The organism is Alteribacter populi, from assembly GCF_002352765.1.
Classification (GTDB): Bacteria; Bacillota; Bacilli; order Bacillales; family Salisediminibacteriaceae; genus Alteribacter; species Alteribacter populi.
Genome location: NZ_KZ293963.1, coordinates 583,892 through 605,716, shown reverse-complemented (window position 1 = coordinate 605,716; position 21,825 = coordinate 583,892). Strand labels below are relative to the sequence as shown.

Here is a 21,825-nt window from a genome sequence, read left to right as displayed (position 1 = left end):
AGCCACTGAAAATATAGTCAAAATTCACTATAGTACCACATCATCGCGGCCGTGGTCTTGCACCACAAAAAAGAGCTAATCAGATTAGCTCTTTTTTTGGAAGAAAGGATAGAGCGCTACCTTCACGCCGCTCGTCTTAAGGGAAAAGCATCCTTGAGACTTTAAAACATGCGGCGGAAGCTAACGCTGTTTCTTATATAACCCATTACCGTAACGAGTCAGGAATCGCCGTTAATTACTGATTCCCTTGTTTTATCCAGCTTGCTACTTGTACTGTGCGTTTGGCTTGGTACTTTGCAGCTTCTTCTACATTTTCTTGCATATTACCGTCTTGATCTACGGTTACACTTACGCCGTATGGGTTACCGCCGGATTGGAATTGTACCGGATCTGTATAACCAGGTGAAGCGATAATCGCACCCCAATGATGCATTGTAGTGTAGAGTGAGAGAACCGTTGCTTCCTGTCCGCCGTGCGGGTTGTTTGCAGATGACATAGCGCTCACTGCTTTATTTGCGAGCTTGCCGTTAAACCAAAGACCACCTGTTGTGTCGAGGAATTGCTTCATTTGTGCAGGTACATTCCCAAAACGTGTTGGAACACTAAAGATAATGGCATCTGCCCACTCAAGATCATCTAATGAAACTTCTGGTACATCCTTTGTTTCTTCAATATGTGCTTTCCAAGCAGGGTTTGAGTCGATCGCACCTTGTGGAGCTAACTCAGGAACTTTTAACACTTTAACTTCTGCTCCAGCTGCTTTCCCGCCTTCTTCTGCCCATTTTGCTAATCTGTAGTTTGTTCCTGTAGAACTATAGTAAATAACTGCTAAATTAATATTTGACATTTCTTTTGTCTCCTTTTTTGATGAATTTCCAAATAAATTTTTTAATAATCCCATTCCTTGCACCACCTGCTCTATTTATTCCTAAAGTAAAACCACCTCCCTAATAACATAATCTTCAATTTCATATTTCTTTGCATCGAGATATTTAACCTAATTTAGTGTAATTGTTATTATTTTCTTGGCTTTTAAAAATAAGGTGCCCAACAGAATACAATTTACTCCCATTTAATAAGAGGTAGGCAGATATTGAAAGTAAAGCTAGATCAAATGCATAGCCATCTAAAAATCCATTTGGCAATTGTACAGTAAAGATTGCTCCAATCATTAAAACTGCAAATATCATAGAAGCGATGCGTGTCCCGATCCCAATAATTAAGGCAAGACCTCCTACTACTTCTACTGAAGCAACTACGTAAGCCATAAATCCTGGTATGCCGATGCTGTCAAACCAAGCAGCTGTATTTTCTATTCCACCTTGAAATTTTGAAGCTCCATGAGCTAAAAAAATTGCACCTAGAGTAAGCCGTAAAATAAATGCTCCTATTTCATTATTAACCATTGTTTAGTTCTCCTCCATTTAAAAAAGTGAATACCTTTTTACTTTAATTTAAATATTACCAAACAGTATACAACGAATTCAAATATTATTAATTCGAGGTATTTAATTAAAAAAATTTATTGTTTTTTTGCATATATTCCTAGTTTCTTTAACTCATTAATCATGACTTCTTTTTCATGATAATTAAGCCCGCCAAATATTTTCTCAATCACTTCTTTATGTTGAGGAAATATTTCGTCCATCTTCTCTTTTCCTTCTGTCGTAATTGTAGCATAGGTAATACGGCGATCTTTTGGACAAGGTTTTCTTATTAATAAGCTTTTCTTTTCTAGTTTATCCACTACATAAGTGATACTGCTGCTTGCGATCAACACCTTATCACCAATTTTCTGTATCGGTTGATCTCCTTTACTATATAACAATTCAAGGACGGCAAACTCTGTTGGGTTAAGGCCATACCGGTTAATATCTTCTTCAATACGTTTTTTAATTGATTGAAATGCACGGGACATAACAATAAATAGCTTTAACGAGAGATCTCCTTCTGAACTCTTTTTTTCACGTGAACTCATGACGACCATTCCTTTTATTAAAATCTCGAATTCGAGATAATCATACCCTGTTTATATGACATTTGTCAATAACATGAATACTTTTTAAAAATAATCAGCAAGTCTTTGTTGCATTTATCCTGCTTTTTCCCTCAACTATTTATTCAAAAATAATCGATTACCATATTTATGAAAGCATGAAATTCTTTTTTTTTCAAATAGTAAACATTAGAGTAAGTCAAAGGAGGAAATTAAAATGAGGAGAAAGCGTTGGTGGATTGCTTTTCTTGTTGTGATTTTGATTGGGGCTGTTCTCGCATTCACAATAGAATTCGAATATGCCTATATGCCTGATGAAAATGATATTTTAAATGATACATATGGTAATTTTCGCGGCTATGATCTATGGGGCGATCAAATTTCGTTTGAACAAGCAGGTCATCCTTCATTTTCTCAAAAAGACCTTTCTGCTTCTAATGGGGCTGTTAAGGTGGATGACGAGTTTCTCGATTTTGGAAGGGATCAATTTTACAAAGAAACCTTTAATAACGAAGAATACATGACTGATATTTTAGGGATTGTAGATGGTGGAATTACGATTCCGAGTATTACTAAAGCGACGTTAAAACTCATGGGGAGAGGGACGGATGATTTAAAAGTTAAACTGGCAAAAGACATTACAATCGGCGACCGAACCTATCAAAAAGGAGAAGAGATCTCAACAGGCCTAGATGTACCTAAAGGTGCATTCGTTCCAATGGGCATGCCGATTGAATACTCTCGGGGTAAAGTACGTGTAGGAGCAAGTTGTGCTTCTTGTCATGCAACAGTTGACCGGGACACCGGGAAAGTCGTTGAAGGAGCACCGAATGCAGACTTTAATGCGGGAATGATGTTAGCAATGGCTCCGAACTCGACAGCGTATTTTACCAATACTGACCTTGAGCGGATTGAAGTTTATGTTAATGATCAAAAACGGAAAGTCACTGCAAGTAAAGGTGGAGAGCATTCCCTTCCTGATCCAGCAGAAGTTGAAGCGCACGTAGATGAAACATTGGCAAATTGGCCACCTGGAAATTTTGATTCAACGATGGATTTGGAAAGCAACCCGACACAAATTCCTGATTCTTTTACACTCGCAGATCACCCATATGGTTGGAATGGCTTTGCATCGGTTGGACCTTTTCGGGGATTAAGCTCTTTGAATAATAATGTACATGCTCAAAATTCTGATTTGCTTGCTCAATTTGAACAAAGCAATGAATTATTTGATATTGACAAAGAAGTGTATATTGGCATGATCCTGCAAAATGCAGCAAATAAAAACTATCGCTACGATCCTGAGAGTGGAGAGAAACCATCTGAATTTTTCACAAAATTAGATGATACACCCGAGGTTCCGGGAGTAAATGAAATGATCAAACCACCAAGTTTTCCGAAATTGTCTCTTTTCTCCCCTAACGGTACACTCGTAAGCTCGGAGGGTTTTAGAGTTGGTGAACAAATTAATGCGATGTCAGCTTTTCAAAACATTTTACGTCCACCTACTAACACAAAAGCCAAGGATCACTCCTCCTCTATCGAAGAAGGAAGGCAAATTTTTAATCAAGCAAATTGTGCAAGTTGTCATGCAGGAGCCGGTTATACAAACCATCAGCTAATTCCTGCTGAAGAGGCTAAAACCGAGCCATCACGAGCAAAGGCGTTTCGCGATATCCAAAAGATTAGAACCGAATCTTGGACGTATTCACCTGATACGCCTGTACCAATACCTTCTAGTGCGAAGAAACTCAAGGTTCCTACCGATCATTTATCTAAAGAAGAGATTAAACGAACGTTAGCTGATGGAAACGATGGAGCTTATAAAGTGAAAGGGTTAATTGGGCTTCAATGGACCCCTCCCTACCTTCATGATGGTGGAGTTGCTGTTGGACCTGATCTGTCAAAGGATATCGGTATTCCAGGAACGTGGAATGCCGGTATAAAACCAGATCCTGGGAATAGTTTAAAGGGGCTTGTTGACCGTAACTTAAGAGAGAAAATCATCGAAACCAATAAATCCGATCCCCGGTTAAGGGATGTACATGTAGATGGAACCGGGCATGAGTATTGGGTGGATGAGGAAGCGGGCTTTACGGAGGAAGAGCAGCAAGCGTTGATCGACTACCTGTTAGACTTAAAGTTAGGACCGGAATAGCTAACTAATTAAATTGATAAAATAAAAGGTCGTATCTTGTTAGAGATACGGCCTTTTAAGGTGCCTACAATATAAACGAGAGCGCAATAAGGATGATGGACAAATGGAACAGTACTTCAAGCCAATCTTTCATTCCGGTATTAATTAGCTTTACAAAGCGGATCGTACTGCGGATCCCTACAATCACCCAGGCGATTGTTATGAGAATACCCGGCAAAGTAAACTCCCCCTCTCCATTTGCTTACCCGTGACCTTCCTGCATGTTCGATAGGAGGATGTTAAAAAAGTTTGGGAAAATAACAGCTCGAATATTCTACATTATGGATTTGAGGCAAACATTTATGTCATTTGCAAAGCAAGGAATTTAAGCTTTCGTTCCGCAAAACGGAATCATACCTTGATTTACTCTGTGATTGTAACAGAGAGGGAACCAATGCCGCTAAATGACACCGTATAATTTCCTTTCTCTAGAGGGATTGGCGAAATAAATGTCCCAGAAGAAATGATCATTCCTTTTTTTAATGTTTTTCCTTGTATCGCCAGTTTTTTAACCAACCATTGAACAGATACAAGAGGGTTACCCATCACTTGGGATGAATGCCCTACCGCAATCTTTCGGTCATTATAAAAAAGGTCCATTCGAATTTGTTCAAGCTGCGAAATACTCGTTGCATCTTGTTTTTCTTTAGAAGTAATTACTTTTCCAGTGAATGCATTATCACTAATGAGGTCGATAAGTCCAAAGTTAGGAAACCAGTTATGAAATCGGGAGTCTGGCACCTCTAACCCTGCTTTCACCTCACTTTTTTCACGGATTTCATCTAAAGACGCATGAGGTGGCAGGTCATCTTTCAATGTGAATATCACCTCAGGTTCAAGTAACGGTTCGAACAACTCATTTAGGGAAAGTGAGACCGGTTCTTCTAATACATTCGAAGTTAAAAGGGTTCCATATGCTGGTTCATGAGTATTAGCTAAAGCTTGGGTTTCAGGACTGGTCATGCTGATTTTGTACCCCTTCACCTGTTCAGATTTTGCCTTTGATTTCTTGTCAATAAACTTGTTTTGGAGATGATATGCTGTACTTTCATCAAATGTTTGGACATGGCTAATAAAATTCATCGGTTGTCTCGTTTCTTCAGCGTGAAATAATTGCTCAGGAATCTTGTCTAAATAGCTCATCGGGTCATCTCCTCAAAATGTTGTTTCATTCACCAAACGATTTTAATCGTTATTTTACAAGAACCCGCTAAAAAAACCAATACTTTTCTGAATTTTCATGACAAACCTTAACGAATTTATACCACCTCCTTAAGAATAGAAAAGCCCGGGTGATATCATATTTGATATTCCCGGGCTTTTTTGAAAGATTCCTTCAGCTCGTCTCAAGGGAAAAGCATCCTTGGACATGCGGCGGAAGCTAACGCTGTTTTTCTTAATTTTCTCTGCATAAGTTTGCAACTTTATTCTGTATACTCTGAATGATGTAAAACCGTTCTAGCGTAACTGCCATCTTCTAGCTTTTTATTCAATTCAACAGCAATTGAGTTTGTGTAAACTGCTATCACTTTTGCATCTAGACCTTTGAATTCACCCTTTACGACTTTTACGTCATCATCTACTTTTACAGTAATCGGACTTTCATTCTTTTCTTGTTCTGCCACAATTAAACCTCCTTACACGGAATAAAGATCTTCTTAAGATACCATACCCAAAACGCATTCTAAGTTACCCACATTTTTAATAAGAATCAAAGTTGATGAAATTTTTCATTCTGTGGTGTCTGGAGTGTTATTATAACAAAAACATGTGCATTTGTGATTGCACATGCTTATGTTCAAAACTTTCTTTTTTTTCGATGCTTCTTTATTGACTGATAAACATTTGTGTCCAATGATGACCATTTTGATCATATCCTACACCAATTTCAGTATAGGTACCGTTTAAAATATTCTCACGGTGACCTGGGCTGTCCATCCAAGCTTGCACCACTTGTTCAGGAGTTTGTTGCCCTTGCGCAATATTTTCTCCCGCTGAATTATAAGAAATACCAAAGTCGCGCATCATATCGAACGGAGAACCGTATGTTGGACTTGTATGTGAGAAATAATTGTTTTCCTGCATGTCAGTAGACTTTTCGCGTGCCACATTACATAAAGGAATGTTGGTTTCTAAATCACCTAAACCATTGTTGCTTCTTTCCGCATTCGTTAACTCAATCACTTGCCGCTCAAACTCTTTTAATTCCTCCTGCTGCACTGTCTCCTGTTGAGGCTCCTCTTCTTGTTGAGGCTCCTCTGGTGCAGGTTGTCCTTGATCAGGTTGCTCTTGCGGCTGTTCCGGTTCAGGTTGCTGTTCCGGTTCAGGTTGTTCAGGCTGAGGCTGCTCCTGTTCGGGCTCTGGAGGCTGCTCTGGTTGTTGTGGCCCCTCCTGTTCAGGCTGGCGCGGTACCAATTGGTCGAAATCAGGCAGATCCATGTCTACTCTATCTCTGATTTGATCATACATTTCTTCAGGATGAATTTGATTTGGATCAACATCAAAATCGAATTTCGCATCTTGGATTCGAACTGCTTTCGTGTGAGGAAACTCATCACTTGAAATATCTGTGCTGTCACTTGAAATCTCAAACTCATCGTAAGGGTTAAATGGCTGAGATTCTTGGTGGCGTTGCTGCTGCCCCCTCATACCCTCATCTCGATTCGGGCTTGCACCGTCCATCTCCCCTCCATTACAAGCACTGAAAATCATTGTAACAATGCTAAAAATACATACAAAAATAAGCTTTTTATTCATTTTACTTTTCCTCCTTCTTCATTTAATTATCATGTTTAGTTTTCATAAATGAGGAAAATTTATAGGTGGTAAAAAATTGAGAAAATGAGAAAAAGGGGAGGATTATGTTTGTAACATATGGGGGTACAATCTAAAGGAGGTTAACAATCAAAGTGACCACGTAAAACGGAAAAGGGTATCCTAAATTTTTTCAGGATACCCTTTGTATGCAACATAAAAGTTGCTTTAATATTGGAGTGGATTGTTACTGTTTCCATTATTCGAGTTATTTTTAAGTAATACTTTCAAACCTTGTCCCATGTCTGAGGCTAAAACATAGTTTCTATCTACGAATACGCCCCAAACGTTTGCCTGATCGGAAGTGTATCGAGCAATTTCTTCGGGTTTACTTGGATCGGTAATATCTACACCAAGAACACCACCCGAATAATACGACAAGTACAATGTGTTCCCGTGAACTTTAGGGTCATGAACAGTTTTAGCAAATGTGCTCACTGGTGGAGAAAAGTCGTACGTTAAGTCAGTTGTAAATTCACTTAGTAGTTCTGGATTTGTTTTATCTTTAATGTCAAAGATACGAGTGTAGCCGTATGCACTTTCGTAGCCTTCACCGTGTGGGTTTGCTACTTCGCGTGTTTCAATCAAAACAGTACCACCTCTAGCAAGTGCTGCAGAATGAGCCGCTCCTTTTTGGTCATCAGCAAACTCAGTTCTTCCTAAATATTCAGGGTTTTCAGGGTTGCGAATATCAAAAATAACAGTTCCTAAGTCCCACATAGACACGTAAGCATAATGCCCTCTACTATCAGTTATGACGCTGTGGTTAAAAACTGGTCGTGTATGACCATCTGGAGAATCCCAGTGATAGCCATTAAATGATTCATCTACTTCTGCAAGATCTCTAGGGTCAAACTCCCATAACTTTTCAGGATTTGCAGGGTCACTTACATCAAGAATTTGGAAGTCTCTCTCCTCACCACCTGTGTAATAATCGGCATAAGGGTTTGAGAGAAGCATGATGGCACGGTTTCCTTGTGTCGTTAAGTACAATTCATGTGTTCCAGTAATAGTTCGGTCGAGCTGGTAAAAGCCCAGTTGTTCAGGTTCATATGGGTCAGATACATCGTAAAGGAGCACGCCTCCAACACTGTCTGGTCTATTCTGGTTATTTCTAGACGTTTGTTGGAGACTGACTACGGCTAAATCTCCTTTAAATTCTGGAGTATTCACACTTTTTACAATCACTTTTTCTTGCCACGTATTCGGTATTTCATTGGCAAAAACGGATACTTCCTCAGGGTTTGACGGATCTTTTAAATCAAAAACACGGACCCCCCCATTAGCTCCGTTGGCCGTATGTGTTCCTAGATAAGCAAAGCCTTTATGTGCATAAACATCTGCAGTGTTATTTTGAACGCCATCCAGTTCACTTATTTGTACAGCTGCTGCTTCGTGTAAAAATTCGAGGTTTTTTCCACCCTCCATATCGGGCTCGGCTAACATTTCTAGAGCATCGTGATCAAAAACTGTTCCTTCTTTGGAATTGCCCTCGAATGCATCATGGGCTAGTCCAGTTGGTGTGAATGCTGTAAAAACGAGTGCACCTGCTACTGCTGTTTTAATAACTAAGTTTTTCTTTTTTTTCATAAATCCTCCTCCTGTTTCCTTGATATCTTGAACATATAAAGTGTATAAAACTTTTAATTAACAATCTATATTGAATTTTCCCTATTTTTCGTCTATTTTTGCACTTTTCACTAAACAATCAGTTCTATTACACTAATTTCGCTTAATGATTATGTCGTTTTAAAACGAATATTAATGGTCATGCATATCCCACTTATTAAATTTAATTCTTTGGGTGTATATCATTTAAAATTCCGAAACATTAAAAATATTTTACGGATCATTTAGTACCATTCAACCAAATACCATGGGAGAATTTTCCTTTTTAAAAGGCATTATCGTCAGTAAGCTCTTTTCTAAACGAATGTTGTTATTTGATTATGAGGCAAACAGGATATTTGACACGAAACGATGGCAACTGGAACTAGACATTGGATCGTAGATTGTTTATAATTAATTCTTGAAAAAAGGGACTATTTAAATTAAATTTTAAAAATAAAACTGACGTCAAAAGCCCATAAGTGAGCTTTAACGTCAGTTTATAAAAGAAAAAATACTTTGTTCTCACATTTCAATAATTTAATTTTCTAACCACTCATCGATTTGCGAACGGTTCTCTTCTATCCACTCCTCTGCCACGGCGTCTAGCTCTTCATCCTCCATTCGTAGCATAAAGTCTTCAACTTCATCAATACTCATTTCAAATTGCTCGAGGAAAGAATACAGTTCTGGAGCTTTCTCCGCAAAATCTTTGTTCACACCTGTTTTGACATTGTCATATTCCCAAATACCTTTTGGATCCTCTAACATTTTTATGTCAAATAATTGAAACATAGTGTGTGGACGCCAGGCTAGAAATACAATCGGCTCCTCATTACCAGTAGCTCTCATAATTGCTGCTAGCATTGCTTCAGTACTTCCTGAAATAAGGTTTAAATCAAGGTCGTACTCTTCTAACGTTTCTTCAGATGTCGGCATCATACCGGCTCCCGCCTCAATACCAATGAGTTCACCATCAAACAGATCTTCATTTCCTTTTAATTCTTCCGTACTATCAATGTCCATATAATCAGGTACAGCCCAACCTACAGGCGCCTCTTCATATATTGTTCCTACGATGTCAATATCATCTTCATGTTCTGCTAAATAACTAGCATGAAGCGTTGGTAACCACATATCAGGATAAATATCTACATCCCCCCTTGAAAGCCCAAGGAACATCACACCAACATCACCTTCAGTAGTTTCTGTAGGGTACCCAAGCTCTTCAGCTATGTTTTCAATAATTGCTAGTGGTACCCAAGCCTGTTGGTACGGTACTTACCAAATGTAATGGTTGGCTTATCAGCTGAGTCAGCATGTTCCCCGTCTGGTTCATCAGTGTCCTGTGGAGCACACCCTGAAATAAGGATACTCATCAATAAGATTCCGAATGGAAGAAATGAAACATATTGCTTTAAGTTCCAGCTTTTTAAGTTTTTTTTAACCAGAATAAATCACTCCCTGTACAGAATTATTTATTTCTTGCTAACCAAATAATTTCCATAAACATTCCTATTTATTCAGTTACTCCTTTACTTCCAATTCGCTTCAACACATTCTCTAACGAGTCAGGCTGTAAAAATTCAACGGGTGATGCTCCTTTTTCAAACGAAAACGACTCTCCTTCAATGAGAATCACATATTTTCCATTTACTTTTGCAATATGGATGTTTTCACTGAAATCGGAAAGCAGTCCTTTTACGTCGATGTGATCGAGCTTTAGTTTCATTTCAATTTCAGGTTGATGTTCAAGAATTGGTGTGGAGGCTTCAATAACTTGGTCTTCAGTCCATTTTTCTTGAAGATGGCGTTCTGGTGTATTTGCCCACGCTTCAATACTTTCCTCCTCTTGAATCCGCTCTTCACTATCTGCTTCATACGTTTCAGCTATGTACTGTTGTGCTGTCTCGATCACTTTGGTTTTTACAATCTCAGGCATGGACTTGCTGTATTCGATAAACTTCAAAAAGTCTTCAAAATAGCGGGCATGGGAAGATTGATGAATTTTTATTTCCCGCTCCTCGGTCATCCCTTCTTCCGGCATATAGGGGTACTGAATTGACTTCATGTTTTTCGTAGTAATGGCCATTTCTACATGGCGAATAAGCGTATGTTCATCTGCAATCGAAGCAACCTTAGGCTCAAAATCACATTTTAAAACAAACACAAACTTGTCGTCCATATACTTCGTTAGCTTTGCTCTGATGACGAGAAGGGCACCTCCTCGAATTGCACTTGTATTCATATAAGCACGAACAAGATCTTCACTGTTTGTTCTAAAATCTTCTGCCGAAGTAGCTGTTCTAATCCGGTTAAACATATTGTAATTTGGATTGGTATCGAGCTCATAGCCAGGTTCTACTACAAATTGACCAATCTTCGTCGGTACTTGATCCGACTTTGGATTCCTCTCTACTTTTCGCTTCGAAATTTTCATAAGTTCACCGTCTAGAAATTCCCTAAGTGGACTTGTAAAGTATTCCTCACTATTTAATGTTTGAAAATGTTTGTATGTTTTATCTGCTTCCTCCCCTTGTCCGTCAACTTGGACAACAAAAAATGAAGCAAAATCTATTGCAAAATCCATCATGATCACCTATTTAAGTGTTATTTTAATCGCTTGTTCAAAAAGAAGGATAAAAAGCACATCGGGCTATTTAGTGTAAAATCCGTGTAACGCAGGTAAAAGCCTCGAGATACTTCCTGCTTTTAGCGGCCTTTTTGTATTACTTTTAATTTTTTTATATGTAAAACGCCTTTCGTATTATATCACTGTTCATTGAAACAGAACACCATTGGAACAGCTAAGAAGTTTCGTTATAATGACGATAGACTTATAATTGAAGGAGAATTTATATGAATCAAAAAGAGATGGAAGAACAAATAATCAAGAACTACCAAAAAGATGAGAACATGATGATTCTCGTTTTTGCCCAGTGGTGTGTAAATAACGACCTAGATCCTGTAGAATTGTATGTGAGAGCCTATCCTAATCAGGCTGCCAACCCCGCATTGCAGCAGGGCCTTGACTTGACGGTACCAAAGGAAGAGTCAGAAGAAATTCTCAATGAATCTGTTCTTGGTGTCTTGTCCTTGTTCGGGAATGATGACCTTGCCTTTGTTGTCTCTGAAGAAATCGAAAAGAACAAAAGTAGGAAAAATGATTAAAAATATACGTTAAGAGGGTGTTTCAAAAGGTTCGTTTTTACCTTTTGAAACACCCTCTAAGCAATGAGCATAACACTTTTTTGATCATCTATCAGTTATTCTTACTTACTCTTCTTCTTCAAAAAGCTTTTCTCCTTTTGATAATCTGAGTGCAATTTTAGCTGTGTGCGGGGTTTCTCTTGATGTTGGTGCGTGGGCAGCTAGGTAGCGTGTGGCAGCAATAATCATTGTTTCTTGGGCCCATTGAGCAAATTCGCTTCTTTCACTCGCCCAACCTTCATGCTCAGTTACAGCTGCTTCATACATTTGAAATGAATGAAATTCTGCATCTTCTCGTAGTAATGCATGCCCTAAAGTATTAAAGAGATTTTTCTTCGCTCCACCTTGCGCTAAATAATTCATAGCCCATTTAGCTGCTTCATCCGTTTGCTGCTGCTGATTGAGCAAGGATAAAAGACCATCTGTTGCCGGCACTACTCCTTCTTCCTTTTTGTCAACTTTTGGACGCCGTGCAGAAGGTGTATTTAAAAAGCGGTCTAAGTAGATACTCATCGCCCCGTGAAAGACACCCCTTACTAATTCAGGTGTCACTGATCTTTTCAAAGCTTCGTGTACCGCATGCGCATGAGTGAACGTATGGAGAACGGTGATCCAGTCTCTGAATTCATTTTGAATATGAAAACGCGCTACTCTTTCAGCGGCTGCAAGGGCTACTAATTGGCCAAGTTTTACAGGCGATGTCCCTTCTCTTAACGTTTGCATTAATGATTCGATTGTTTTGACGGGATCGTCACTAATGAGTTGTTTAACCAATTCCTCTTCATTTAACGTTTGGTTTTCAGAATCTCTATTGTTCACTTGTATTAATTCCTGAAGTTGATCAAACGCTTTTTCTAAAGGAGCAACTAAATTGATCGGTGCTTGCCAGCTATGAGATTCTTCACTTCTAGAAGCGTTCGCTAATTCAGGCAAGAGAGAAGTAAGAACATAAGATCGATGACTATCTCCTAATTTATTTAGCATTTCAAATGCTTTATTATGAAAATCAAGAGTATGCCCGACATTCATATAATAATGATCGGTAATCGCAGTCATCATCATATCAGCCAGTTCTCTTGTTGTTGCTCCCGTTTCGATCGCTGTTAAGAGAACCCGTTCTGCCCCTTGTACATCGCGCACTTCTACGTTATGCCGGTACCATTTTGCTAATTGCTCCATAGAAGGACAATCATTACTTTCTTTAACAGGGAGTGGACCTAACAGAAATCGTGTACCCATCCCAGCACTTTCACGAGCAACATGAACTAGCCCTTGATAAAGAGCGAGTATTTGCCCATTTTTGTCTAAGTAAGGAAGCATACTTGTCATTGCTGTTAAGATAGTAAGACCCGAACGCCACCCATTCCAACGATGTTTCGTACCATATTCAACACCTATTTTTGCAATGTCAGCAAGTGGAACACGTGCTTCCACTAACCCTACGACTGCTTTCGCGATCACTAGACTGAGGTTTTGCTCCAGACCTTCCTTTAATCGGCTTTCAAGGGTTGACAATGTATTGCGATTTCTCGATTCTGCTTCAATCCACACTTCTTCTCCGTTAATTTTCACCGGATACGTAGGTACATCGTCTGCCCATGGATCGAGTGTTCCTCCACTTTTCACATCAAAACGGGCATGGTGCCAGTGACAAGTGAGGAGGCCATCACACACACTTCCCATATGAAGGGGGAAACCTAAATGAGGACAGCGGTTGTCAACCGCGTATACCTCTCCATCATCATAAAGAACAGCAATACCATGATTGCCCCCTTTTACTACTTTCGTCTTCGCTTCTCTTAATTCAGTGACTGTGCCGGCATAAATTCTTTCTTCGCTCATTCTTATCACCCCTAATAGAATTTACACTTTTATCGTATGTGAAAGGCGTAAAAGATACGTGAGAGAGTGAATGGAACTTTTCTAAGACTGTAGGTGTAGTTTCAGAGGGTGTTCATAAATCCGCTCAAGTTATGTGTCGTACTAAATGTGTATGTATCGCCACGTCCTGTGGAGAACACAGGAGTCAGCCCGCTCCTCGGAAGCTTCTTTACTTCTTCTCTACTTCGTTCTTTTATGCTCCTGTTGAACACGTACTTTAAAGACGATCGCCTCCTTCTTTTTTTGGTAATGTTGGTTCACAAACACCTTCTACACCCGCCAGAGCCATCATCGTCAAGAAAATTAGCTGAGGTCCGAAAAAAGCATCAGTAGGATCAAAGTACTCATTTAATGTATGAGCTCCACCAAAGCTTCCGCCTCCTCCAAGCGTTAAGGCAGGAACTCCCAAACTAATCGGAACGTTTGAGTCTGTACTGATCGGGGGACTTAAAAGTGGTTCAAACCCTATTGACTTTGTAGCAGCTACAGCTGTTTGGACGATTGAATCCTCGGTGTGTTGTGAACCTGCCGGCCGGTTACCGACTAGCATTGCTTCCACTTGGATGACAGATTTTCCCCAACGTTCGTTCTCTTTTTCAGCTGCCTGCTCAATGATCGTCAACACTTTACTTTCAAGCTTCTTTAACGCCTCTGGTTCTGTGGAGCGAAGATCAATGACCATCGTAGCTTCAGCAGCAATTGTATTGACTGACGTACCCCCCGATATTTCACCAACATTAAACGTGGTTTTAGGTTCATAAGGGATTTCCAAATTGGATATTTCTTGAACGGCCCGGCCAAGAGCGTGTACAGCGCTAGGGGTACCAAAATCACCAAAGCTATGCCCACCTGTTCCGGAAAAAGTAACGCGGTAACGAAGACTTCCTGTTCCAGCGTAAATAATTCGTGCTGGCGATCCCGGTTCAATTGAGATGAATCCATCGATGTCACTTCGTTCTTCAAAAAGGCCCTTTACCCCATACAAATCTCCGAGTCCCTCTTCTCCAACTGTTGCCCCGAAAATGAGGTTTCCCTTTGTTTTCAGTGATGAAAGATGAAGAGACTCTATTAAAGTAAGGACAACAGCCAATCCTCTACCGTCATCAGCAATACCTGGGGCATAGACTTTGCCATCTTTCCTTTTAGCAACTGTATCCGTTCCTTCAGGAAAAACGGTATCAAGGTGAGCACAGATTACAAGATTAGGTCCTTTCCTGGTTCCTTTTCGTACTCCAAAGACATTTCCATTAGCGTCCGTTGTAACATCATGTAATCCAAGTGCTCTTAAACGGTTAGCAAATTCTGCCCCCCTCTCAGCCTCATGAAAAGTCGGTGCCGGTATGGCAGTAAGATCTATTTGATCTTGAAGTGTTAGCTCATTTTTATCTTGAAAGCTGAACAGCACCTTCTTAATCTCCTTATGGTTCTGAAGCTGGTCAAATACAGCCTTAACTTGTTCATGTTTTACTTCCATTTAGAGAGCCTCCTGTATTTATGTATTAAAAGCAGTCGTTGATTACTTCGTTGGTAACCACAAAGAGTCCTCTATACAACTTAGAAAAACACAAGAGTGATCAGAAAATTGGCAGAGTTGTGGTACAATTTTGTTAGTTGATTATTCGATTATCTAAATAGATTGGAGTCTTGTAGATGACACCGAACAAGATCGCGAGGTTTTTAGAAACACTTACTATTGGTACGATTGGGGGGGCTGTATTTGCAGTAGCTAACCTCCCCTTACCCTGGGTACTTGGCGCATTATCTTTTGTTCTGGTTTGGCAAGGAATCACAAAACGTAATGCAAATTGGCCTGAACCAGTAAAAAATACCGGCTTTCTCACTCTAGGGATTTATTTTGGTTTGTATTTTACCAAAAGTACGTTTGTAACTGTCGGGCCGTATCTTTTGCCTTATGTTTCAGCTACTGTCGCTCTTATCGCCACAAGTATTCTATTTGCAACGGTAGTTACGAAGTGGATTGATGTAGACCGAGTCACTAGTGTTTTTGGGGCTATTCCTGGGGGCTTGTCAGAAATGGCGATTGCCAGCGAGGCACTAAAAGCAAACACTTCACTTGTGGTTATCTTTCAAACCATACGATTGCTAACTGTGTTGTTCATTGTTCCATTTGTAATCGTATTCTCTTTCTCTTCAGGCCAAGCCGGAGCAGAGGTGTCCACCTCGTTAAATGAATCTGCTGTACCGTGGAGTTGGAATGCTACCCTTTATATCCTCCCAGTTGTCATTGGAGTATTAATGAGGAACACCATACCGGCTGGGATTGTCATCATTCCGTTAACAATCACGGCATTAATCAACATATTTGGTACTGCTCTTCCGCCATTTCCACCCCTACTTCTTATCGCTGCTCAAGTTACCGTTGGGATTGGTTTAGGCAAGCGTATTTCGTTTAATGATTTAAAGGTAGGCGGGAAATACTGTCTCGTTTATTTTGCAATAGCAGTAGGGTTGATTGCCGCTTCCTTTGGACTTGGGGCGGTATTAGCTGAATGGACGAGTCTTAATTTAGCTACGGCCATGCTAAGTGTCGCCCCAGGCGGGTTAATTGAAATGGTTCTTACTGCATCGATTGTCGGAGGTGACCCAGCCATTGTCAGTGCATTGCAGCTCGTTCGACTACTCGTGATCATTATCTTCGTCCCGCCTATCTTGAAATGGTATTTTCAAAGAAAAACAGCTTCATTTAGTACTTAAAGCAGGTGTCCCAACAGGTCGGAATTAAACCTATCGAGACACCTGCTGCTTATTATTTTTCATCAAGCATTAAACCACTTTATCTATTTAAAGCTGAAATGCGTTTAAGTGGATGTTTGTCAAACTCTGATTTCAAAGTTATAATGCTGTTTATGTGTAAAAAATGATCCACTGTCAGCATACATTAAAGGAGTTTATTTTCATTATGTTACGTATATTATATATGATTCTAGGTTGTACGGTTGTAAGTTTCGGAGTACTTATTCTACAAAGCTCTACGATTATTACCGGTGGAACAGCAGGACTTGCTTTAAGTTTATCTTATTTAATGCATTCATCTTTTGCGCTAGCATTCTTTTTAATTAATATTCCATTTTATATTCTATCTTTCTATAAAATGGGTTGGAAGTTTACTGTGTCCACGATTTTTGCAGTTACAACTCTTTCAGTAATGACTGAAGTTCTACAGTTATTGCCACCATTTGACGTGAATCCGCTGCTAGGAGCTATTTTAGGTGGATTGGTCGTCGGCTTAGGGTTATCTGTGTTATTTTTGAACGGTTCTTCATTAGGTGGTGCCAATATTCTTTCACTTTTCTTACAGAAGAGATTCGGATTTGATCCAGGTAAAAGCTTGTTTGTTTTTGACTTTCTCGTAATTCTCACAGGACTTTTCTCTGTCGGCCTTATTCGTGGATTTTATTCAATCCTTTCCGTACTGATGATTTCAATGATTATAAGTATCTTCAAAGGAAAAATCGCGCAGAGAAACGCCCCTGCAAAAACAGTTGTAGAAACCAATCCAACTGGACAAGCATGATTGTGTTATAAAAATTGGAGAGGTGTTACGCTTCGGAGAAAATCCGAAGCGTTTTTGCTTTCTATCTCCAAAATCAGATTGCCTTCCCCTCGATAAAACACCAATTTACTCCTAGGCCTAAAGGTTTCTTTTCTTCATTTGATCTTCACAAAAAATTGGGAGCTTTTATCCTAAATTAATTGTGATAGATCATAACCAAACCATATTAATGTCCCCCAAACGAAAAAGAAAACAGCTTGTAAAAGGAAAATCATCCCCCATACTGGTGCAGGGATGAAGGTTGATTTCGCTAATAGGCTGGCATCACCTGCATTCTTACTGTCTTTTAAACTGAGGATAAACACAACCCATGAGCTAGATAACGCTTGAATGAGGGTAGCTAAGCCAATAATGGTAATGGCTAGTTCAAAGTGATAAGGATCTGCAAAGCGATATAAAGATCCGATTCCGACCATGACAGAAAGCACCCATACCCACCCCACTATGTTTCGAACCCAGAAGATCAAAATATAGGAAAGGAGAACAAATAATGCTATGCCAATATAAAAATAATATCCCAATGACAATGCATAGATATAAACGACACTCATAAGAGAAGCGAGTGGATATCCTGAAAAAATGGTTAATACCTGTCCAATCCAATGGTGTTGAAAAATTGCCAACCCGCCCGTATTTTGAAACAAGCGGATGGAAACAACACGCCCGCCCGTAATTCTTGCGATCAGAGCATGACCTAAACTTTCATGAATCATCGTGTTAAACAGTTTCATGTAGGGTCCAATAATGGGGAAATGTGAAAGAATGATTACGATAAGGAAGAGGATAAAATAGTGTGTCAAGTCACCCATCTGATCACCCATTTAAATAACAGCATCGCTTCATTCTTCTTCTTTTTTAACAGAAGTTACACCATCTTTTTGTTCGACTTTTCCTTCTTTCATCAGCTTTCCTAACGCTCGTTTAAATGCGGCCTTACTCAGCTTAAACGTGTCGCGAATCGCTTCAGGATCACTCTTGTCAGTAAACTTCATCTCACCACCAGCACGGACTAAATAGTAATAAATTGCCTCTGCATCCACTTCGATTCCTTCCTGTTTCAGTGGGCGCAGCGTTACATTAATCGTCCCATCATCCTTCACATCAATGACGCGGCCTTCTACCCACTCACCTAAACGGGGCTCGATTTTTCGTTCAAAATGGTGAATAAATCCACGGTAGCCGGCTTCGGTAATGATGAATGACCCCACTTTTGTGGAACGATAGACGCGCCCTCCAATAAGCTGGTTGTTTATCGATTTTGGCGCATGTGACCATGAATCCTGAACGACCGTTTCTGTCGCTGGTTTGGCTAGCATGCGGCCTTTCTTATCTGTTTCCAATGTGACGAAAAGTTCATCTCCAGGTTTGGGCCATACTTTTTCGATCAATGGCAAATCATCACTGGAAACTAAAATATCATCTCGTAACCCTACATCAACAAACACACCAAGTCCTCTTACTTTTTCAATGACCTCCGCCCAATCATAATTTTCTCTTGTAATCCGAGGCAATGTCATCGTAGCGATCAGCTGATCCTTTTTATTTTGGTAAATAAATACGTCAATTTCCTCTTCTACTTCAATGCTTGAATTTACTTCCTGTTTTGGAAGAACGATGATATCGTCTCCGTTGGTTAAAACGTAATCACCCGCTACTTCTTGAGATACGGTTAATTTCTCGATCGTACCTGATTGAAATCCTGTCATATTAAGCCTTCTTTCCGTCTGGAATAAAAGTTTCAAATTGTATTATATCGCAAACTCCATTGATATGATAATGAAGCTTCCACTTAGAACAAAATTCCATTGGTATGTCTTATATAATAAGGAGCAAAAAGTCAGGAAAATTCCCATCTTGACTTTCGTCACATCGTGCAATTACTACGAGCTACCTCGACGGATTCGCTGGGTAGTTTGATTTTACACTGCTTTTTAACTGTAGGAAAGACGCAAATATCCCTTAGAAAAAGGTCCTCTACGCAGGTATGGTTCCCAGACTTTTTGAACATCCTCTTTTACAGCTTTGTGTAATGGAATTGAGAATGGTTAAGAATAATCGTATATCATGCTTTCAGGAGGATTTACAAATGACATCAGAAATGGACCAGAGTAAGCTGACTTATTGTGATACTGAGTATGGAGAATTGAAAAAGGTTGTTTTGTGTGAACCAAGGCATATTGCAATCCGTGACGTGATTAACGAAACACAAAAGAAATATAAAAAAGAAGGCATCAATATTGACCTTGCTATAAAGCAGCATCAGCTTTTTTCAGAAAGTTTGTTTGCCCAAGGGGTTGAAGTGATACATGTGCCTCCTCTTGAAAATTATCCTGAACAAGTGTTTACAAGAGACATTGGGTTTACACTCGGTCAAACGATTTATGTAGCAGAAATGGCACAAAAAATTCGTAAAGGAGAGGAGGAATCGTTAAAAACGTGGTTAAAAATGACAGAGACGAGCTATTATAATTTACTAGGTGACAAGATCGAAGGTGGTGATGTCATTGTTGATGGCATGAATATCTTCATTGGAGTAAGCGATCGAACAGACAAAAAAGCGATCGAACATCTACAAAGCTTGCTACCGCAATATGAAATTATACCTATATCTTTTCCTCATAAATACCTGCATCTTGACTGTATTTTTAATATTGTAAGTCCAACTGAAGCTTTGTTGTTTCCTGGCGTAATAGGTGAGCACGAAGAAGAGCTTCTCACATCGCGTTATGAATGTATTCATGTTTCTGAAGAAGAGCAGTTTACTTTAGGTACGAATGTTTTTTCTATTGGTAATAAAAAGGTCTATAGCTTACCTGTAAACAAAGGTGTCAATGGACAACTTCGGGAAAGAGGCTTTGAAGTTATTGAAATTGAAATTTCAGAAATTATCAAGTCAGGTGGATCATTTCGCTGTTGCACTATGCCACTTTTAAGAGAGAAAGCTTAGAACAAAGATGCTTCTTTGAATAGTGTCATATGGTGAAGATCTCGACAATAATCACTCGTTATATCAAACGACTTCGGTGTGTTAATTGAGGAAAAAAAACGAAAAGTACCTGGGCCTTGATACCAATCACCGTTAGCGGGTGCTTTATGTATCACATCCTCCCATGCTTTTTCTAATGTTGGACTGTACAAATAAGGTGGAGCGTTGTTTTTAGAACAGCTATGCCAAGAGTTGTTCTTTAGTTTCTCTGAATACGAGGAAAATACGTGGTTCCAATAATCTTCTCTGGAACCGGTATGCGGTATCTCCTTCGCGAACCTTAAAACCCCCTCGTAAATAGACGGAATGCCAAACAAAATGGAATAAAGTTCTTTTCCAATGGTGATTCTTCCAGCGACACTTTTAAAATCCTTTACCCACTTCCCGGCTAAACGAATATTCGTTGGCTTTTGAAAATATGGAAAGACCACTTGGGTTAGCTGAAAAAGGTCCTGAGCTTGGTATTGCCAACTGTTAAAGACGTCTTTTTTATAATGAGGGTGTTGGACCACGCGCTTATCGATATAATGTTGTTCATTGATGATGAGTGCAACTGTTAATAGCTGTGAGACTTGCTGGTCTTTTAAGAAATAATCCCAAATAGGTTTCATAAACCTAGACACTCCGAACTTTGGAAGGAAGCTAAAATAGTTTTTATTTTTTTCCTTACTTGCTTCATATAAAAGTAATTGAGGATAGGAATCTGCAAAAATAAGGGCATTCGCCTTTTCTAAAAAGGAAAAATAAACCTTCTGATCATTGGGTGACATGATCCCATCAAGTAAATTCCCTTTTAAATCTGTCATGTTCCAACCGCCATTTCTAGAAACCATGTGAGCTAGAAATGCCCAATGAACTTCTGGATGTGCTAAATAGAACTTGAGATATGCTGTTGTTCTCGTCACATTATTTCGGTTATTATAAGCTGTTTTTACACGAATCGATTGAATAAGCTGCTGATCTGAAGACAAAACAAAGGAAGGGCCTGTTTGCTTTTCAACTAACGCCGCTTCTATTTTCTTCACAGCATCGTGATTAATGTTAAGTGACTTCCAGTCAACGGATACTAGCTTCTCATATTTTAATCGTTCGGCTTCGTTTTTTAACCATGACCAAAGGTTTCCAGAGATATTTAATAATGAATTTCTGTTACCCATCAGTTCCCTCCTCTGTTAAGGTTATGAAGGATTGAAAATCAAAATGAAACGTTTTTAATATAATCCAGAGATTTGACGAAAAATCCCCCCTCCCGCAAGTGTGAGGAGGGGGGATTATCCGTTTTATTCTTTCGTCTTTTTACTCGCGATCCAAAAGGCTAGTATAACGAGTGGAATAGCAATGATCCAGGGCACGTTAATTTGGCTTTGCGTGAAAAATGATAACACCATAAGACCTATAAATCCGCCGATGAGGTAAAAACAACCTCTCCCAAACGTCTCCATTCATTCCCCTCCTTTAATCTAATCTATGTGGAAGGATCGATGGATTTTCTTGTGTTCGTGTTTAATAAGGAGGTCAAAAGTGCAATGAAGAAAATTCAATAGCCACTTTCCGGTTTT

Annotated in this window: 20 protein-coding genes and 1 pseudogene; 5 read left to right on the top strand and 16 right to left on the bottom strand. The window is 39.4% G+C overall.

All coding sequences use genetic code 11. The features are described from left to right. Window positions 1-235: 235 nt before the first annotated feature. The 3 genes from wrbA to CDZ94_RS03015 all read right to left on the bottom strand — a co-directional run bounded on the left by wrbA (window position 236) and on the right by CDZ94_RS03015 (window position 1,978). Complete coding sequence (wrbA, locus tag CDZ94_RS03025) at window positions 236-901, bottom strand: NAD(P)H:quinone oxidoreductase (RefSeq protein WP_096435056.1); 666 nt, start codon at window positions 899-901, stop codon at window positions 236-238. A gap of 91 nt (window positions 902-992) precedes the next feature. Further along, window positions 993-1,406: a DoxX family protein gene (locus CDZ94_RS03020; RefSeq protein WP_096435055.1), complete on the bottom strand. Its 414-nt coding sequence runs from the start codon at window positions 1,404-1,406 to the stop codon at window positions 993-995. A gap of 116 nt (window positions 1,407-1,522) precedes the next feature. Further along, window positions 1,523-1,978 carry a MarR family winged helix-turn-helix transcriptional regulator gene (locus CDZ94_RS03015; RefSeq protein WP_096435054.1) on the bottom strand — a complete coding sequence of 152 codons (456 nt, stop codon included), beginning with the start codon at window positions 1,976-1,978 and terminating at the stop codon, window positions 1,523-1,525. 235 nt (window positions 1,979-2,213) lie between these two features. Between CDZ94_RS03015 and CDZ94_RS03010 the strand changes: the two genes are divergently transcribed. Then, window positions 2,214-4,154: a c-type cytochrome gene (locus CDZ94_RS03010; protein ID WP_096435053.1), complete on the top strand. Its 1,941-nt coding sequence runs from the start codon at window positions 2,214-2,216 to the stop codon at window positions 4,152-4,154. A 64-nt stretch (window positions 4,155-4,218) separates the two neighbouring features. Here the strand turns inward: CDZ94_RS03010 and CDZ94_RS21145 are convergent, their stop codons facing one another. The 7 genes and pseudogenes from CDZ94_RS21145 to CDZ94_RS02980 all read right to left on the bottom strand — a co-directional run bounded on the left by CDZ94_RS21145 (window position 4,219) and on the right by CDZ94_RS02980 (window position 11,205). After that, window positions 4,219-4,371: a hypothetical protein gene (locus tag CDZ94_RS21145; protein ID WP_157811980.1), complete on the bottom strand. Its 153-nt coding sequence runs from the start codon at window positions 4,369-4,371 to the stop codon at window positions 4,219-4,221. Between the two features lie 185 nt (window positions 4,372-4,556). Further along, a complete protein-coding gene (locus CDZ94_RS03005) occupies window positions 4,557-5,336 on the bottom strand; it encodes a 2-keto-4-pentenoate hydratase (protein ID WP_096435052.1) in 780 nt (259 codons plus the stop codon). A gap of 281 nt (window positions 5,337-5,617) precedes the next feature. Next, window positions 5,618-5,818, bottom strand: coding sequence for a DUF2187 domain-containing protein (locus tag CDZ94_RS03000; RefSeq protein ID WP_232735756.1), 201 nt, complete (start codon window positions 5,816-5,818; stop codon window positions 5,618-5,620). Window positions 5,819-6,020: 202 nt separating this feature from the next. Further along, window positions 6,021-6,950 carry a CAP domain-containing protein gene (locus CDZ94_RS02995; RefSeq protein ID WP_232735757.1) on the bottom strand — a complete coding sequence of 310 codons (930 nt, stop codon included), beginning with the start codon at window positions 6,948-6,950 and terminating at the stop codon, window positions 6,021-6,023. 225 nt (window positions 6,951-7,175) lie between these two features. Further along, window positions 7,176-8,597: an LVIVD repeat-containing protein gene (locus CDZ94_RS02990; protein WP_096435050.1), complete on the bottom strand. Its 1,422-nt coding sequence runs from the start codon at window positions 8,595-8,597 to the stop codon at window positions 7,176-7,178. A gap of 558 nt (window positions 8,598-9,155) precedes the next feature. Further along, window positions 9,156-9,869: pseudogene (locus CDZ94_RS02985) on the bottom strand (glycine betaine ABC transporter substrate-binding protein); the annotation flags it as partial. A gap of 265 nt (window positions 9,870-10,134) precedes the next feature. After that, window positions 10,135-11,205: a DUF3900 domain-containing protein gene (locus CDZ94_RS02980; RefSeq protein WP_096435048.1), complete on the bottom strand. Its 1,071-nt coding sequence runs from the start codon at window positions 11,203-11,205 to the stop codon at window positions 10,135-10,137. 269 nt (window positions 11,206-11,474) lie between these two features. Here CDZ94_RS02980 and CDZ94_RS02975 point away from each other — a divergent pair, with 269 nt between their 5' ends. After that, window positions 11,475-11,786, top strand: coding sequence for a hypothetical protein (locus CDZ94_RS02975; protein ID WP_096435047.1), 312 nt, complete (start codon window positions 11,475-11,477; stop codon window positions 11,784-11,786). Between the two features lie 105 nt (window positions 11,787-11,891). Here the strand turns inward: CDZ94_RS02975 and CDZ94_RS02970 are convergent, their stop codons facing one another. Beyond that, a complete protein-coding gene (locus CDZ94_RS02970; protein WP_096435046.1) occupies window positions 11,892-13,667 on the bottom strand; it encodes a Rieske (2Fe-2S) protein in 1,776 nt (591 codons plus the stop codon). Between the two features lie 256 nt (window positions 13,668-13,923). Further along, window positions 13,924-15,180: a M20/M25/M40 family metallo-hydrolase gene (locus CDZ94_RS02965; RefSeq protein WP_096435045.1), complete on the bottom strand. Its 1,257-nt coding sequence runs from the start codon at window positions 15,178-15,180 to the stop codon at window positions 13,924-13,926. Between the two features lie 176 nt (window positions 15,181-15,356). On the opposite strand from CDZ94_RS02965, the gene CDZ94_RS02960 reads away from it, so the two are divergent. Both CDZ94_RS02960 and CDZ94_RS02955 read left to right on the top strand, forming a co-directional pair. Then, the gene (locus CDZ94_RS02960; RefSeq protein WP_096435044.1) at window positions 15,357-16,421 is read left to right on the top strand and encodes an AbrB family transcriptional regulator; all 1,065 of its coding nucleotides are present in this window, start codon (window positions 15,357-15,359) and stop codon (window positions 16,419-16,421) included. A 205-nt stretch (window positions 16,422-16,626) separates the two neighbouring features. After that, window positions 16,627-17,241, top strand: a complete 615-nt coding sequence (locus tag CDZ94_RS02955; RefSeq protein ID WP_096435043.1) for a YitT family protein — start codon at window positions 16,627-16,629, stop codon at window positions 17,239-17,241. A gap of 170 nt (window positions 17,242-17,411) precedes the next feature. Here the strand turns inward: CDZ94_RS02955 and CDZ94_RS02950 are convergent, their stop codons facing one another. Both CDZ94_RS02950 and CDZ94_RS02945 read right to left on the bottom strand, forming a co-directional pair. After that, window positions 17,412-18,089 (bottom strand): M50 family metallopeptidase, encoded by a 678-nt coding sequence (locus CDZ94_RS02950; protein ID WP_157911691.1) that lies wholly within the window; start codon window positions 18,087-18,089, stop codon window positions 17,412-17,414. Between the two features lie 30 nt (window positions 18,090-18,119). Then, a complete protein-coding gene (locus CDZ94_RS02945; RefSeq protein WP_096435041.1) occupies window positions 18,120-18,986 on the bottom strand; it encodes a CvfB family protein in 867 nt (288 codons plus the stop codon). A gap of 380 nt (window positions 18,987-19,366) precedes the next feature. On the opposite strand from CDZ94_RS02945, the gene CDZ94_RS02940 reads away from it, so the two are divergent. Continuing rightward, window positions 19,367-20,227 carry a dimethylarginine dimethylaminohydrolase family protein gene (locus CDZ94_RS02940; protein ID WP_096435040.1) on the top strand — a complete coding sequence of 287 codons (861 nt, stop codon included), beginning with the start codon at window positions 19,367-19,369 and terminating at the stop codon, window positions 20,225-20,227. Here the strand turns inward: CDZ94_RS02940 and CDZ94_RS02935 are convergent. Further along, entirely contained in the window at window positions 20,224-21,423 is a 1,200-nt protein-coding gene (locus CDZ94_RS02935) for a DUF2515 family protein (protein ID WP_096435039.1), read from the bottom strand. The two genes, CDZ94_RS02940 and CDZ94_RS02935, sit on opposite strands and share 4 nt — an antisense overlap. A gap of 123 nt (window positions 21,424-21,546) precedes the next feature. Continuing rightward, complete coding sequence (locus CDZ94_RS21495) at window positions 21,547-21,708, bottom strand: hypothetical protein (protein ID WP_198520839.1); 162 nt, start codon at window positions 21,706-21,708, stop codon at window positions 21,547-21,549. Window positions 21,709-21,825 lie beyond the last annotated feature (117 nt).

Bases quoted from the DNA above. Each gene is read 5' to 3' on its own strand.
- CDZ94_RS03015 (WP_096435054.1), bottom strand. From the start codon at position 1,978: ATGAGTTCACGTGAAAAAAAGAGTTCAGAAGGAGATCTCTCGTTAAAG.
- CDZ94_RS02935 (WP_096435039.1), bottom strand. From the start codon at position 21,423: ATGGGTAACAGAAATTCATTATTAAATATCTCTGGAAACCTTTGGTCA.
- CDZ94_RS03010 (WP_096435053.1), top strand. From the start codon at position 2,214: ATGAGGAGAAAGCGTTGGTGGATTGCTTTTCTTGTTGTGATTTTGATT.
- CDZ94_RS02980 (WP_096435048.1), bottom strand. From the start codon at position 11,205: ATGGATTTTGCAATAGATTTTGCTTCATTTTTTGTTGTCCAAGTTGAC.
- CDZ94_RS02950 (WP_157911691.1), bottom strand. From the start codon at position 18,089: ATGGGTGACTTGACACACTATTTTATCCTCTTCCTTATCGTAATCATT.
- CDZ94_RS02960 (WP_096435044.1), top strand. From the start codon at position 15,357: ATGACACCGAACAAGATCGCGAGGTTTTTAGAAACACTTACTATTGGT.
- wrbA (WP_096435056.1), bottom strand. From the start codon at position 901: ATGGGATTATTAAAAAATTTATTTGGAAATTCATCAAAAAAGGAGACA.
- CDZ94_RS02995 (WP_232735757.1), bottom strand. From the start codon at position 6,950: ATGAATAAAAAGCTTATTTTTGTATGTATTTTTAGCATTGTTACAATG.
- CDZ94_RS03005 (WP_096435052.1), bottom strand. From the start codon at position 5,336: ATGAGCTATTTAGACAAGATTCCTGAGCAATTATTTCACGCTGAAGAA.
- CDZ94_RS02955 (WP_096435043.1), top strand. From the start codon at position 16,627: ATGTTACGTATATTATATATGATTCTAGGTTGTACGGTTGTAAGTTTC.
- CDZ94_RS02970 (WP_096435046.1), bottom strand. From the start codon at position 13,667: ATGAGCGAAGAAAGAATTTATGCCGGCACAGTCACTGAATTAAGAGAA.
- CDZ94_RS02990 (WP_096435050.1), bottom strand. From the start codon at position 8,597: ATGAAAAAAAAGAAAAACTTAGTTATTAAAACAGCAGTAGCAGGTGCA.
- CDZ94_RS02945 (WP_096435041.1), bottom strand. From the start codon at position 18,986: ATGACAGGATTTCAATCAGGTACGATCGAGAAATTAACCGTATCTCAA.
- CDZ94_RS02975 (WP_096435047.1), top strand. From the start codon at position 11,475: ATGAATCAAAAAGAGATGGAAGAACAAATAATCAAGAACTACCAAAAA.
- CDZ94_RS02965 (WP_096435045.1), bottom strand. From the start codon at position 15,180: ATGGAAGTAAAACATGAACAAGTTAAGGCTGTATTTGACCAGCTTCAG.
- CDZ94_RS02940 (WP_096435040.1), top strand. From the start codon at position 19,367: ATGACATCAGAAATGGACCAGAGTAAGCTGACTTATTGTGATACTGAG.
- CDZ94_RS21495 (WP_198520839.1), bottom strand. From the start codon at position 21,708: ATGGAGACGTTTGGGAGAGGTTGTTTTTACCTCATCGGCGGATTTATA.
- CDZ94_RS03020 (WP_096435055.1), bottom strand. From the start codon at position 1,406: ATGGTTAATAATGAAATAGGAGCATTTATTTTACGGCTTACTCTAGGT.